Annotated in this window: 11 protein-coding genes; 5 read left to right on the forward strand and 6 right to left on the reverse strand. The window is 49.0% G+C overall.

Annotated features, from left to right (window positions below):
* Positions 1-18 precede the first annotated feature (18 nt).
* The 4 genes from HWY38_RS04305 (at position 19) to katX (ending at position 4,634) form a co-directional block, all read left to right on the forward strand.
* Positions 19-900, forward strand: a complete 882-nt coding sequence (locus HWY38_RS04305; protein WP_224181323.1) for an ROK family protein — start codon at positions 19-21, stop codon at positions 898-900.
* Positions 897-1,841 (forward strand): mannose-6-phosphate isomerase, class I, encoded by a 945-nt coding sequence (gene manA / locus HWY38_RS04310; RefSeq protein ID WP_224181324.1) that lies wholly within the window; start codon positions 897-899, stop codon positions 1,839-1,841. The genes HWY38_RS04305 and manA overlap by 4 nt, the downstream gene beginning before the upstream one ends.
* Before the next feature lie 19 nt (positions 1,842-1,860).
* Entirely contained in the window at positions 1,861-2,943 is a 1,083-nt protein-coding gene (locus tag HWY38_RS04315; protein ID WP_224181325.1) for a glycosyl hydrolase, read from the forward strand.
* Positions 2,944-3,020: 77 nt separating this feature from the next.
* The gene (gene katX / locus HWY38_RS04320) at positions 3,021-4,634 is read left to right on the forward strand and encodes a catalase KatX (RefSeq protein ID WP_224181326.1); all 1,614 of its coding nucleotides are present in this window, start codon (positions 3,021-3,023) and stop codon (positions 4,632-4,634) included.
* Positions 4,635-4,674: 40 nt separating this feature from the next.
* Here the strand turns inward: katX and HWY38_RS04325 are convergent, their stop codons facing one another.
* On the reverse strand, positions 4,675-5,661 hold the full coding sequence (locus HWY38_RS04325) for a choloylglycine hydrolase family protein (RefSeq protein WP_224181327.1): 987 nt from the start codon (positions 5,659-5,661) through the stop codon (positions 4,675-4,677).
* Between the two features lie 316 nt (positions 5,662-5,977).
* On the opposite strand from HWY38_RS04325, the gene HWY38_RS04330 reads away from it, so the two are divergent.
* On the forward strand, positions 5,978-7,336 hold the full coding sequence (locus HWY38_RS04330; RefSeq protein ID WP_015240847.1) for a purine-cytosine permease family protein: 1,359 nt from the start codon (positions 5,978-5,980) through the stop codon (positions 7,334-7,336).
* Positions 7,337-7,349: 13 nt separating this feature from the next.
* On the opposite strand, the gene HWY38_RS04335 is transcribed toward HWY38_RS04330, so the two are convergent.
* The 5 genes from HWY38_RS04335 to HWY38_RS04355 form a co-directional block, all read right to left on the reverse strand.
* A complete protein-coding gene (locus HWY38_RS04335) occupies positions 7,350-8,180 on the reverse strand; it encodes an NAD(P)H-hydrate dehydratase (protein WP_224181328.1) in 831 nt (276 codons plus the stop codon).
* A gap of 90 nt (positions 8,181-8,270) precedes the next feature.
* The gene (gene cydC / locus HWY38_RS04340) at positions 8,271-10,001 is read right to left on the reverse strand and encodes a thiol reductant ABC exporter subunit CydC (protein ID WP_224181329.1); all 1,731 of its coding nucleotides are present in this window, start codon (positions 9,999-10,001) and stop codon (positions 8,271-8,273) included.
* Complete coding sequence (gene cydD / locus HWY38_RS04345; RefSeq protein ID WP_224181330.1) at positions 9,998-11,701, reverse strand: thiol reductant ABC exporter subunit CydD; 1,704 nt, start codon at positions 11,699-11,701, stop codon at positions 9,998-10,000. Before cydD ends, cydC begins: the two co-directional genes overlap by 4 nt.
* Positions 11,701-12,717, reverse strand: a complete 1,017-nt coding sequence (cydB, locus tag HWY38_RS04350; protein WP_224181331.1) for a cytochrome d ubiquinol oxidase subunit II — start codon at positions 12,715-12,717, stop codon at positions 11,701-11,703. The genes cydD and cydB overlap by 1 nt, the downstream gene beginning before the upstream one ends.
* Positions 12,701-14,107 carry a cytochrome ubiquinol oxidase subunit I gene (locus HWY38_RS04355; protein ID WP_224181332.1) on the reverse strand — a complete coding sequence of 469 codons (1,407 nt, stop codon included), beginning with the start codon at positions 14,105-14,107 and terminating at the stop codon, positions 12,701-12,703. Before HWY38_RS04355 ends, cydB begins: the two co-directional genes overlap by 17 nt.
* Between the last annotated feature and the right edge of the window lie 447 nt (positions 14,108-14,554).

A 14,554-nucleotide genomic window follows, 5' to 3' on the forward strand; every position in this document is an offset into this window, starting at 1 on the left:
AGATGAGGAGGGACGGCCATGCTTGGAGGTATTGAAGCCGGCGGCACGAAATTTGTCTGTGCCGCCGGACAAAGAGACGGCACCATTCTGGACAGAGCAGAGTTTCCGACGGGAGAACCGGATGACACACTCAGTCAGGTGATCCGTTACTTTAAAGAATTCCCGATAGACGCCATCGGCATCGGGTCATTCGGGCCGATTGATATCCGTCCCGACAGTCAAACATACGGGTGCATCACCGCGACGCCGAAGACAGCCTGGCGGAACTGCCCTATTCTTCAAACGATCAAAAGCGCTCTGGATATTCCCGCAGGCTTCACCACCGACGTTAATGCGGCGGCGCTTGGAGAAGCTTCTTTCGGCGCGGCCAAAAACACGGACAGCTGCCTCTATTTGACGGTCGGCACAGGCATCGGCGCGGGCGCCATCATGAACGGCAGATTTGTTCAAGGGCTGTCTCATCCTGAAATGGGCCACATTTATGTCAGAAGACATCCGGACGACGGATACAAGGGCAATTGTCCTTACCATACAGATTGTCTGGAAGGCCTCGCGGCAGGCCCCGCCATAGAGAAACGCTGGGGGAAAAAAGCATTTCTGCTCACGGATCAGCAGGAAGTGTGGGAGCTTGAGGCCTATTATATTGCCGAAGCTCTTGTGCAGTATATTCTCATACTTTCGCCGGAAAAAATCATCCTCGGCGGGGGTGTTATGAAACAGCATCAGCTGTTCTCTTCTATCCGTCAGCACGTGAAAAAGCGGCTGAATCAATATATTGATCTGCCCGATATTGAAAAATACATCGTTCCCCCTCAATTAGGGATTCACTCCGGCGCGGCCGGTTCGCTCGTATTGGCGGAGCAGGCCTTAGAAGCGGCAAACCGGGAGGCGGGAAAATGACGAAGCTCTTATTTTTGGAACCGGTTTTTAAAGAAAGATTATGGGGCGGGACGAAGCTGCGCGATACATTCGGGTATGAGATTCCTTCTGAGCGGACGGGAGAGTGCTGGGCGATTTCAGCTCATCCGCACGGTACTTCCATTGTGCGGAACGGGCCTTTTTCCGGAACATCATTACACCGTCTCTGGAATGAACACCCTGACCTGTTCGGACATCCGAAAGAAGACGCCTTTCCCCTGCTCACAAAAATTCTTGACGCAAATATGGACTTATCCGTACAGGTGCATCCGGATGACGCATATGCACATCGGCATGAAAACGGAGAACTCGGAAAAACGGAATGCTGGTACGTGTTGGACTGCAAAAAAGACGCGGAGCTCATTTTAGGGCACCGCGCCCAAACGAAAGAAGACTTCGTTCGGCTCATTGAACAAAACGAGTGGGATCACCTGCTCCGCCGCATCCCCATTAAGCCCGGCGACTTTTTCTATGTCCCGAGCGGCACACTGCACGCTTTATGCGGAGGTACGCTCGTTCTTGAAATCCAGCAAAGCTCTGATGCCACCTACCGGCTTTACGACTATGACCGGACGGATGGGAACGGGAATAAACGCGAGCTTCATCTTCAGAAAGCAATTGACGTAACAGACATTCCGCATATCGATGAAAATGTAAAAAGCACAAAGCATCGGATCGGAGATGCTCTTATTACGATACTCGCCGAAACTTCTTTCTTTTCAGTTTATCATTGGGATGTGAGCGGGAAAGCATCATTCCCCGCACCCGGCCGGTATTTACTTGCAAGCGTCATTAAAGGACGCGGAGAACTGGATGGATGCCCCATTCACAAAGGCGATCACTTTATCGTGCCGGCGGATTCCGGAGATTTTGTTATAGAAGGAGATTGTGAGGTTATCGTTTCACATCCTTCATCACCCTAAAAATCAGGAGGTCTTTTTTATGCTCAAAAAGTTAGCTGTCTGCCTGTCTATCGTTTTATTACTCTTAGGAGCCGCCAGTCCGATATCGGCTCACACCGTTTATCCCGTCAACCCAAATGCCCAGCAGACGACAAAAGATATCATGAACTGGCTGGCGCACCTGCCCAACCGTTCAGAAAACAGGGTCATGTCCGGGGCGTTCGGCGGGTACAGCGATGTCACTTTTTCAATGACAGAGGAAAACCGTTTAAAAAACGCGACGGGACAGTCTCCCGCCATCTACGGCTGTGACTATGGGAGAGGGTGGCTTGAAACAGCGAATATCACCGATTCTATCGATTACAGCTGCAACAGCAGCTTAATCTCATACTGGAAAAGCGGCGGGCTCCCTCAGGTCAGCCTGCATCTCGCAAATCCGGCTTTTCCATCCGGAAACTATAAAACGGCCATCTCAAACAGCCAGTACAAAAACATCCTGGACCCTTCAACTGTTGAAGGAAAACGGCTGGAGGCGCTGCTCAGCAAAATCGCCGACGGCCTTACTCAGCTGAAAAATCAAGGCGTCACCGTTCTGTTCAGACCGTTGCATGAAATGAACGGCGAGTGGTTCTGGTGGGGGCTGACAGGCTACAACCAAAAAGACAATGAAAGAATCTCGCTGTACAAAGAGCTTTACAAGAAGATATACCGCTATATGACAGAGACAAGAGAATTGGATAACCTTTTGTGGGTGTATTCGCCGGATGCCAACAGAGACTTTAAAACAGACTTCTACCCAGGCTCATCTTATGTGGATATTACCGGTCTGGACGCTTACTTCACTGATCCGTATGCGATATCAGGCTATGATGAAATGCTGTCTCTGAAAAAACCGTTTGCCTTTGCCGAAACCGGTCCGTCCGGCAATATCGGAAGCTTTGATTATGCTGCTTTTATCAATGCGATCAGGCAAAAGTATCCCGAGACAACGTACTTTTTGACATGGGACGAACAATTAAGTCCGGCGGCCAATCAAGGCGCGCAAAGCCTTTATCAAAACAGCTGGACGCTGAACAAGGGCGAAATATGGAACGGCGGGTCCTTGACGCCGATCGCGGAATAACTGCTTCTTTTAAAAATCGGTTTTAAGAAACGGCTCTGCTGGGCATATTGTTACCGTTCAAAAAGGAGGGTTCAACAATGGAAAATAACAAAAACAGCGAAGAAACGCTTTCCAGTAAGACGACCGGTAAAGGCGAGTCAGAAGACACGCTGACAAACCGGCAGGGCCATCCGGTCACTGACAACCAGAATGTCAGGACAGTCGGCAATAGAGGACCGACGACATTGGAGAATTATGATTTTTTGGAGAAAATCAGCCACTTTGACCGCGAACGGATTCCCGAGCGCGTCGTTCATGCGCGCGGCGCCGGGGCACACGGATACTTTGAGGCGTACGGAAGTTTTGGAGACGAGGAGATTTCTACATACACAAGAGCGAAAGTGTTTCAAAAGAAAGGAACGAAAACTCCGGCGTTTGTGCGGTTTTCTACCGTCAACCACGGAAAGCATTCCCCCGAAACATTGCGTGATCCCCGGGGTTTTGCCGTTAAGCTTTATACCGAAGACGGCAACTGGGATCTGGTCGGCAACAACCTGAAAATCTTTTTTATCCGTGATCCGCTGAAGTTTCCGGATCTTGTGCACGCATTTCAGCCTGATCCGGTTACGAACATTCAGGACGGCGAGCGTATTTTCGACTTCATTTCCCAATCACCGGAAGCGACTCATATGATCACTTTCTTGTTTTCGCCGTGGGGCATCCCGGCCAACTACCGGCAGATGCAGGGCTCAGGCGTCCATGCCTACAAATGGGTCAATGAAGAAGGAAAAGCCGTGCTCGTCAAATATCACTTTGAACCGAAACAGGGCATCCGCAACCTGACACAGAAGGAAGCGGAAGAGATTCAGGGGAAAAACTTTAACCATGCGACACAGGATTTGTATGAAGCGATTGAAAAAGGCGATTACCCTGAATGGGAAGTGTATGCGCAAATCATGACTGATGACGAACACCCCGAGCTGGATTTTGATCCGCTTGATCCGACCAAGCTGTGGTATAAAGACGATTTCCCGTGGAAGCCGATCGGTAAATTGGTTCTGAATAAAAACCCGGAAAACTACCATGCCGAGGTGGAACAGGCCTCATTCGGAACGGGCGTGCTTGTGGACGGCCTTGATTTTTCAGATGACAAATTACTTCAGGGGCGGACATTCGCCTATTCAGATACCCAGCGGTACCGGGTCGGCGCAAATTACCTGCAGCTTCCGATCAACTCGCCGAAAAAGCATGTCGCCACCAACCAGGAAGGCGGGCAAATGCAGTATCGGGTCGATCGGGCAGAAGGACAAAACCCGCACGTCAACTATGAGCCGTCCATTATGGGAGGACTCAACGAAGCAAAGCAGGGTGGGAAAGACCATACACCTCATGTCGAAGGCGATGTGAAGCGGGAAGCGATCGACCGGTCGAATAATTTCGGCCAAGCCGGTGAAACGTACCGCAGATTTTCGGAATTTGAACGGAACGAATTGATCACAAACTTGGTCAATACGCTTTCTTCCTGCCGGAAAGACATTCAGGATCAAATGATTGAGAATTTCACAAAAGCAGATCCGGACTACGGAAAACGTGTTGCGGAAGGGCTGAAAAAAGCCTCCGAAAGCAACAGCGGCGGGCCGATCGGCACTACAGATACGGCACAAGCCGCAAAACAGGCTGAACAGGAAAGCCATCCGTCTGATCCGTATTAAATAAAAAAAACAGGACAATCGCGTCCTGTTTTTTTTTGAGCTAATTCAGCTCCTGTATATTCTGCTCCGCCGCGGCCGCAAATACTTTCGGCTCCGGACGTTCAAGATCTTCATGGAATAGACTTACTTTGTGAATCTGCCGGTTGTCGTACAGATGAAAGTAGTAGTTCCCGGTGTCACAGCACATGACCGACGTATACTGCGTATAATCAATTTCATTCTCCTCTGTGATCACCGCGCCTTTTGGAATATTCACATTGGACAGCACGTGAAAAGCGGCCATAACGCCATCCGTTTCATGAGCGGCAGGCTCTAAATGCTCTTTCAGATAAGCGGCTCTGATGAATCGGGATGGCGGCGTGTAATCACCGGGAAGCCCGATCGTTCCAGATCCTTGGCCGAAAGCGGTTAATGTCATTCCGCCCAATGTTTTGCTTTCTGACTGCTGCGGCCTGATTCCGATATAATGGCGCAGATTGGTCACATGCCAAGGAAATTCCGGACTGTTGGTCATCACTCCGGGTTTGTTGTCATATACTTTCATTCCCTCCGGTGTCGGCTCGATGACAATGCAGCCGCCCGTGCGGTCTGATAAAATCCAATGAAGAGGCAGCACCGTATCCAATAACATTAACTTCTTCTCTACAATCGTCAGCATTGAGAGCTTTTCCTTTATGTCTTCAAGAGATTCACAGTTTGATAAGGCCCAGGTGACAAACTCATGAGGAGCGATGTGACAGGTGCCCTCCCGTTCCGCTTTCTCGTATCCCGCAAAGCCCGGAAAATACAGCGTCGCACACGACAGCCCTTTTTCATTTACGCCGTCGGCAAACAGAACATTGCCGAGATTTCTCCCCATGCCGATAAATGCGTATTTCGTCTTATGCATCCTGCCGTCAGCTTCGCTTTTCCAGCTGTACTGACGAGGGTAAAGCACGACGTCCGTACCGAGCTGAAATGCAAAATCCATCGTTCGCGCCAATAGGTGATTACCGTCTGTCGTTTTCAATGTAAGACTTGTACACATATCATCAATCCCCTTTTCATTTATGAAATTTACACAAAGTAAACTATTCTTTCAGCTTAACGAATAATGGCTCTATTCGTCAAAAGATTGACACATTTCTCCTTAATACATATTAGTCCGTAAGCATATCCATGCCTTTTAAACTCTGGCAAATCGTTTTGGCGGCAGTGTTTGTACCGTTTTTCAAAAAAACTTTTGAACGGCTGTCAGCGAGGCTTTACAATGTTTTTCCTGCATGCTGGAATTTGTAAACGGCAGGTCAATCTGTTAAGCTATGTCTTTATGTTAAAGAAGAACATACGGAGGAGATTATCTATTGAAAGTAGAAAGGCGAACGATTGAACATATTCCGCATGACGAAAGACACGGAAAGGCTAAAGATTTATTCCCCGTCTGGTTCGGGGCTAATATGCATATTACGACGTTAGTCACAGGCACACTGCCCGTTACAATGGGACTCGATCTCTTTTGGAGTATCGCCGCCATTATTATCGGGACCTTTATCGGCGCAATCTTTATGGCGTCTCATTCCGCACAAGGACCTCAGCTCGGAATTCCGCAAATGATTCAAAGCCGCGCGCAATTCGGCGTGATCGGAGCGATTCTGCCCCTCTTTTTGGTCATGTTTATCTACCTGGGCTTCTTTGCGAGCAGTACGATTCTCGCAGCCGGTACACTGAGCAGCTTTGTACCGATTCCGGCTTCATGGTGTATTATCGGCTTAAGCGCCATCTGTTTTTTACTCACGATCTACGGTCATGATCTGATTCACAAAATGCAGAAAATCCTCTCTTGGACCTCCTTTGCCGTTTTTTTTGCTGCAACGATTCTTATTTTTCAACTGCCGATTCCTTCAGGAAGCTGGGTGCCCGGCTCATTAGACCTGCCTGTTTTTCTAGTGGCGGTCAGCGCGGTGGCCACATGGCAGCTGGCATATGCACCGTATGTCGCAGATTATTCCCGTTATCTGCCGGTCAAAACACCGGCATCGCATACCTTTTGGTACAGCTACGCAGGTACGTCAGTCAGTTCCATCTGGATGATGCTTCTCGGCGCCATTTTGACGACGGCGCTCCCGGAATTTACCGCTAATGCGGGAAATGAGATTGTCCGATTGTTCGGTCCGTTTTCCTTTATTATGCTGATCATTGTCCTGTTCGGACAAATGGCGATCAACGTCTTTAATTTATACGGAGCCTTTATGTCAACGACGACTACTTTGGAGCCGTTTTTAAAACTGAAGGTGACGCCGAAAACGAGAGTGGTAATGATCCTTTGTGTGACGGCAGCGGGTACTGTATTAAGTCTCTTGGGCCAAAGCAATTTCATGGAACTGTTTTTAAATTTCATCTTTTTCATCAGTTATTTCTTAATTCCATGGACGGCGATCAACCTCGTGGATTACTATTTTATCCGACGCGGAAAATACCACGTCAAATCGATGTTTGACGTCAACGGACAATATGGCAGGGTCAATTGGATTACAGCGGCCGCCTTCGTTTTGTCGATTATATTAGAAATCCCGTTCATCAATACATCCTTTTACATCGGGCCGCTCGCTGAAATATTCGGAGGAGGCGACATTGCCTGGGTCATCGGCCTGGCCGTTCCGTCGCTGCTGTATTATGTCCTGATGAAATCAAGGGTGAAACAACAAGAGGCGCCTTCCCTATGAAGACGCCTTTTCTTTATTCATATTCCTTCCATACACGCGGCAGCAGTTCAGAAAGTTCGTGCGCCAACAAGGTATGGGCGGAGCGCTCTTTCGTCCATAATTCCGCACATTCGCCGTGAAGGCGGACGGCGTTCAATACGGCATGTTTGGGGTCTTGATGACAGCACAGCATGCCGAGAATCATTCCCGTCAGCGTGTCGCCGGTCCCCCCTTTTGCAAGCGCGCCGTTTCCGGTTGTATTTCTGCGGCATTCCCCGTCGGGAAAAGCGATAATGGTTTCGTTTCCTTTCAGGACAATCGTGGCGTGAAGCCGCTCCGCCCATTCCGCGGCATATCCCGCTCTGTTCTGCTGAATCTCTTGAATCGGAAGGCCTGTCATTCTGGAAAATTCGCCGGGATGAGGCGTCAAGATCACAGGGGCTTTCCTCTTTGGATAGGTTCTTTTCGTAATGGCGCCCGCGTCCAGTATGACGGGATAATCGGCAGAAAGCAGCTGATCAGCCGCCTGCTGCACTTCGTCATTTTGAGGAAGGCCCGGCCCGATGGCAGCGGCCCGGATGGTTTCCCCGGGCTGGCCCGCCGCGGCTTTTTTCCAGCCGTCACGCCAGTACGTCGCTTCCGGCAGCACCGGGACGATAAGCGGGATGACGCCTGCCGATGTACCGATGACGAGCTTGCCGACACCGCTTCTCATCGCGCCCAATCCGGCCAGAAGGGCGGCTCCCGGCATGTCATCGCTCCCGGCCAGCAATAACGCCGTCCCGAACGTCCCCTTATGGCTGTCTGCCTCCCGCTTCGGCAGCGTATCTTTCACATCCTGTTCCGTCCAATCCATTATATTCATCTCTGTACCTCCTCTTCTGTCTCCTATTTATATTCCAAACAAGAAGAGATTTTAAACCGCACAAAAAAACAGCCGCTCGTTTGCGGCTGTTTATGTTCTGATCGGAACATCAAGACGGTAAAGCTTCCGATACCGTTCGTTTTCTGCAAGCAGCTCTTGATGGGTTCCTTCCATTTCTGCTTTTCCATTTTCTAAAAAGACGATTTTATCAGCTGTTTCCACACCCGCTAAATGGTGTGTAATCCAGAGGATCGTTTTCTCTTTAAAGACATCAAAAATCGTATCAAGCAATTCGCGTTCAGTGACCGCATCAAGGCCGACCGTCGGTTCATCAAGGATAATGACCGGCGTGTCTTGGAGAAGAATACGGGCAAGCGCGATCCGCTGCCGTTCCCCGCCTGAGAAACGAATCCCCGTCTCCTGCACAGACGTTTCATATCCGTCAGGCAATGATTCAATATAATCATGCAGCTTCACTTGCCGCGCCGCACGCTTAACATCTTCATCACTCGCCTTGCCGTTTCCGAGCCGGATATTGTTCATAATGCTCGTGTTAAAGAGATGAGGTTTCTGATTCAAAACGGCCACCGCTGAGGAAATCTGCTCCTGCACGGCCGCAGTTTCCAGCCCGTTCAGCATCACTTTCCCCGAATCGGGAACTAAGGCGCCTTCAATTAAAGCGAGAGAGGTCGACTTACCGGAGCCGCTCCTGCCGAGCAGCGCCATTTTTTCACCTTGGCGGAGAGTGAAGGAAAAACGGTCAAGCACATGACTGTGCTGATCATAAGAAAACGTCACGTTATCAAATGTAAGTGTCACATCCGATACATCCAGTTTCTCATCTGTCTGCTTCACCTCACCACTTCGCAGCTCCGGAGCTGCCTTACTCATTCTTTTGATGGAATCCTGATAAGAAGGCACTTCCGTCAGCGCATCCGAAAGGGGCAGAAACGCATCCGTCAATGGAAATACGACAAGCACAAAGGCCGCGATCATCGTGTTGGCGATGCTGCCGTCCGCATACTGACCCGCCGTCCAGAACAGCATGATCAATATGAAGCCGCCGACAAGACATTGCGCGGCGAGATCACGCCATCTCGTAAACCGCTGACGTTTGCTTTCAAGGTCAAACCACGCCTTCTCTTTCTCTTCATAAGAGGAAATAAAGGCCGCCTGGCGTCCCGAGAACATCCAGTCGCTCACGCCGAGCACGGCATCTGTCAGCCGGCTGTAGAGCGTATTCCGGCCGCTTTTCAGCCTCATGTTTTTCGCTCTCGTCACAAGAAGCGACACAACCGGGAACAATACAACCAATATAAACAGGTAAATCGCCGCAAAAGCGGCAAACGGCCAGGAAAAAAAGCCGAGTCCGATAACGGAGGCCGCATACAGCAGCAAAGCGGAAACCGCCGGGAAAATCGTTTTTAAAAACGCATCCTGCAAATGCTCAATATCCTCAGCCAAAATGCCGAGCATGTCGCCCGTCCGAAAACGGGATGAAAGCATGAGCGAGGCCGGCTCCAGCATATTGTAAAGCCGCACCCGCATGTCGGACACGATTTTCAAAATGATATGGTGCCCCGTCAGACGCTCGGCGTACCGTGAGACTGAACGGGCAATCCCGAAGGTGCGCACGGCCACAATCGGAACGTACACCAGCAGGATATTCTCAGGCTTGGTCGCCGACTTAGAGATCAAAAAACCGGAAGTGAACATGAGAAAGGCCGCCGAAAAAATCGTCACCGCGCCTAAAAAAATCACAAGAACAAACAAACGGGCATTTTGCTTCATATACGGCAGAATCCATTCTTCTTTTCTCATGTTCTTTCCCCCAGTTGTGCCTTTACAAGTTTGGCGTATACGCCTTGTTTCGCCATCAATTCGTCGTGGGTGCCGATTTCCGCCACCGCGCCGTCATCAAGCACGATAATTTCGTCCATCTCAAGCATCCAGTGAAGACGGTGAGTGGCCAGAAAAACAAGCTTATTTTCAAACAGGTCTTTCATCGTTTCTTTTATTTCATATTCTGTTTCAATATCAAGGTGAGCGGTCGGCTCATCCAAAAGGAGAATCGGCCGGTTTCCTAAAAAGGCTCTGGCCAGCGCGACACGCTGAGCCTGTCCTCCGCTGAGCGCCCGTCCGCCCTCGCCGATCCGGCCGTCAAGACCGCCGGGCAGATCACGGATCAGTTCAGCAAGACCCGCCGAAGCAGCGGCCTGCGCCGTTTCCTCACGGGAAGCATCAGGATGATAAAACCGGATATTATTCAAAAGCGTGTCATCAAAAATGTACGGGTGCTGCGGAATATAAAGCAGCTGCTTCTGCCAGCCGTCCGACTGCAGATGCGAGCGGGATTCACCGTTTACCTTGATCTCACCGGACGCAGGCTCTAAAAAGCCGCCCAGCACATCAATGAGTGTCGATTTTCCCGCACCGCTTTCCCCGATAATTCCGATTTTCTTCTTCCCTTTGAAGGACAGATGAAATTCAGACATCGATTCCCGGACGGACAAACGCGTAAGCTGTAATTCATCCCCGTCAGTCCACGTATCAAGTTCGAGCGGCTTTTCTTCTTTAAAACCGGGCTGCGCCAAAATCGCTTGAATGGTTTTCCCCGCCTCCTGCCCGTTTAACGTCGCGTGGTAATCATTCCCCACTTCGCGGACCGGGAGAAAATATTCAGGCGCGAGAATGAGCGCGGTCAATGCCGGCCCGAGCAGAATTTGTCCGTCTATCAGCCGCAAGCCGAGAAACACCGCCACTGTCGCCACCGACAGCATCGTAAAGAAATCCAGAGCGAATGATGATAAAAACGCGACCCGGAGCGTGCTCATCGTCGCCTTGCGGTATCTCTCACTGACATGAAAGATGTTTTTACTGTGTGATTTGCTTAATCCTAAAAACCGCAATGTCTCCAGTCCGCGGAGCGAATCCACGAAATGATTGGAAAGCGTCTGATAGGACTTCCATTGGCGATCGGCTTTTTTCTGTGCCACAAGTCCGAGCAGAATCATAAATACAATCAAAATCGGAAGCGCAAGAATCAAAATCAATGCCGATGTTTTATCCTGAAAAAACACGTAAATAACAACGGCCGCCGGCACAATCGCCATGCTGACCATTTTCGGCAGAAACAGCTCTAAATAACGGCGGAACTGGCTGATGCCTTCCATCGCCAGCGTCACCATCCGGCCTGTCCCCTCTTTTTTCGCAAAGCGGGGGCCAAGACGGAACAATTGCTCAAGAAATCTTTTTCTTAAGTCTGCGCCGGTTTGCGCGGCATATTGGTACACGATTTTCTGCCGGACCGTTGTCACCGCATGCCGGACCAAAAACGCAAGCAGGAAAAAGCCGATAACCGGATAAAGAGAAGCAATCCGCTTCCCGTTAAATAATCCGGTTACCGCCTGGCTCAGCCATTCCGCCTGCAAGATGATGGCGGCCGTTTGTATAATCGTTAATCCCGTAATGATCGCAAGAATCCGCTTCATTCCTTTATAAAGAAACAGGTCTTTTCCCATTAATAAGTCATAGGCTCCTTATGGCTGACGCGTTTCCGGAAGACATAATAGCTCCAGATCTGACTGCCGATGACAAACGGCAGCAGAGTCAGTGCGACAATTGTCATGACCTTAAGTGAATAATCACCGGAAGACGCGTTAGCTACTGTTAAGTCATACGCGCTTGTCAGCGAGCTGACCATGACGCGCGGGAACAGAGAGATAAAAATCATCGCAACTGTCAAAGCAAGACCCGCGCCGGTCATACCGAATGCCCAGCCGTCTTTTTTCTTGCTCATGAACACAACGGCAAGAACGTTGCAGATGACAATCAGCACGAATACCGGAATCGTGATGTTTGCCCGGCGTGTAAACATATCCGTATCGTATGCAGACATCGCAAAGAAAGCAAGTAAAACAAGAAAGATAACACCGATTACGCGTTTTGCCATTTTTCTCGCACGCTCTTGTAAATCACCGATCGTGCGCAGGGTGATAAACATTAAACCGTGCAGGAATGAAAGAAGGGTGACGGCTGCTCCGCCAAGAACGGAATACACGTTCACAATATCTGAAAAACCTGCGTGAATGTTCATATGACCGTCAATCGGCACACCGCGGAACAAGCTTGTGAAAATAAGTCCGAATACAAATGGCGGGATAAGGCTGCCGAAGAAAATCACCCAGTCCCATGTTTTGACCCATTTCAGATTATTCACTTGGCCGCGGAATTCAAATGCCACGCCGCGCCCCATCAAGGCAAGAAGAATGATGATAAACGGAATGTAATATCCGCTCAGCATCGTCGCATACCAGTTCGGGAATGCCGCGAAGATCGCTCCCGTACCTGTGATAAGCCACACCTCATTCGCATCCCAGAACGGGCCGATGGTGTTAACCAGCACTCTGCGTTCTAATTCATTATGGCCAAGAAATCGGGTCGAAATGCCGACACCGAAATCAAAACCCTCTAAAAAGAAAAATCCGACAAACAAAACTGAAACGAGTATAAACCAAAGATCATGAAGTGACCCCATGGTAGACCTCCTGACTGAACGGATCCGTTGATACAGGAACATCCTTATGATCATCATGGTCCGCACCTTTTTTAATTTCACGAACGAATAGGAAAACAAGCAGCGCGCCTAAAATCAAGTACATGACGCCGAAGCTGATAATTGAAAACAGCAGAGATCCCGTCGTTACGTTAGGAGAAACGGATTGTGCGGTCGTCAATTGTCCCATGACCGTCCACGGCTGGCGGCCGATTTCAGTCATAATCCAACCGGCAGAGTTCGCAATGAATGGAAATGCGATCAGTGCGATCATGCCCCGTAAATACCACTTGCTCGTATGAAGCTTTTTGCGGCGGTTCAGAATAAAGCCGGCAATCGCGGCAAAAATCATAACCGCGCCCGCTCCCGCCATAATGCGGAAACTCCAGAACGTCGTTTTAACAGGCGGGATATAGTCGCCTTTTCCGTACGTTTTTTCGTATTCTTTTTGAAGTGTTTTCATCCCTTTCACACTGCCGCTGAACTTCTGGTAAGCCAAGTAGCTGAGTGCGTAAGGAATTGAAATTTCTGATGTGTTTTTTTCTTTATTCGTATCAATATTTGCAAAAGCCGTCCACGCGGCAGGATCACCGCTGTCATCCCAAAGCGCTTCACTGGCAGCCATTTTCATCGGCTGAGATTCCATTAAATGCTCAGCCTGCATATGTCCGCTGAACGCAACGCCGATACCGGCGATCAGACCGACAATCATCGAAAGCTTGAAAGATTTATGGAAGAAAGGCACTTCTTTTTTCTTCAATAATTTAAATGCGCTGACACCGGCGATAAAGAAAGCACCCGTCGCAAGCGCCCCGAAAATGACGTGAGGGAATTCAACCCAAAGCTGAGGGTTTGTCAAAAGCGCCCCGAAATCATTCATTTCCGCGCGGCCGTTTTTAATCGCAAAGCCGACCGGCTCCTGCATGAATGAGTTTGCCGTCAAAATCCAGAAAGATGACATAATCGTTCCGAAGGACACAAGCCAAATGCAAAGCAAATGCACTTTTTTAGATAAACGGTCCCAGCCGAAAATCCATAATCCGATAAAAATAGACTCCATAAAAAACGCCAAAAGCGCTTCAACCGCAAGCGGAGCTCCAAATACGTCTCCGACAAAACGGGAATAATCAGACCAGTTCAATCCGAACTGGAATTCCTGAAGAATCCCTGTGACAACGCCGACAGCGAAGTTAATTAAAAAGAGATGCCCCCAAAATTTAGCCATTTTGAGATAGGTCTCTTGTTTTTTGACAACATAAAGCGTCTCCATCAAAGCAACCATAAACACAAGCCCGATAGACAAAGGCACAAACAAGAAGTGAAACAATGTTGTAGATGCAAATTGAATGCGGGCTAATACCAACTCACTCATGATGTTTTTCCTCCAATCTGGTAAATTGCTCAACATTTCACAAACATAGCGAAATCATTGCTCGGTATTTCACAAAAAATGATATATTTGCTCAATGTTTCACAAATTCGTCAAAACTATTGAAATATCAGCCTGTACACCCTGGGGGACAGCAGCTGTCATAGAAATGATTCAATATCATTACTTTACAACGATTCAGCCTAAAAAAAAAGATCAATATACCTAAAATAAGGCTGAAATTGTGACCGATTATTGTCGGATTTGTAGAGATTTTATGTCAGCACCTAGGATATTTGTCCCTTTGATATCGTACCTCTTTTTTATTCGTGTGGCGAACAAAATGCTTTTCTCGGTGAAAAAGCCCGCCAAATCGCCATTTTGAGAAAGAACATGTGAAGAAAACATGTCCTCTAGTAAATTCATAATATATGAACAATTTAAATTTTT

The sequence above is a fragment of the Bacillus sp. KS1 genome (genome assembly GCF_020075515.1).
Lineage (GTDB): Bacteria > Bacillota > Bacilli > Bacillales > Bacillaceae > Bacillus > Bacillus velezensis.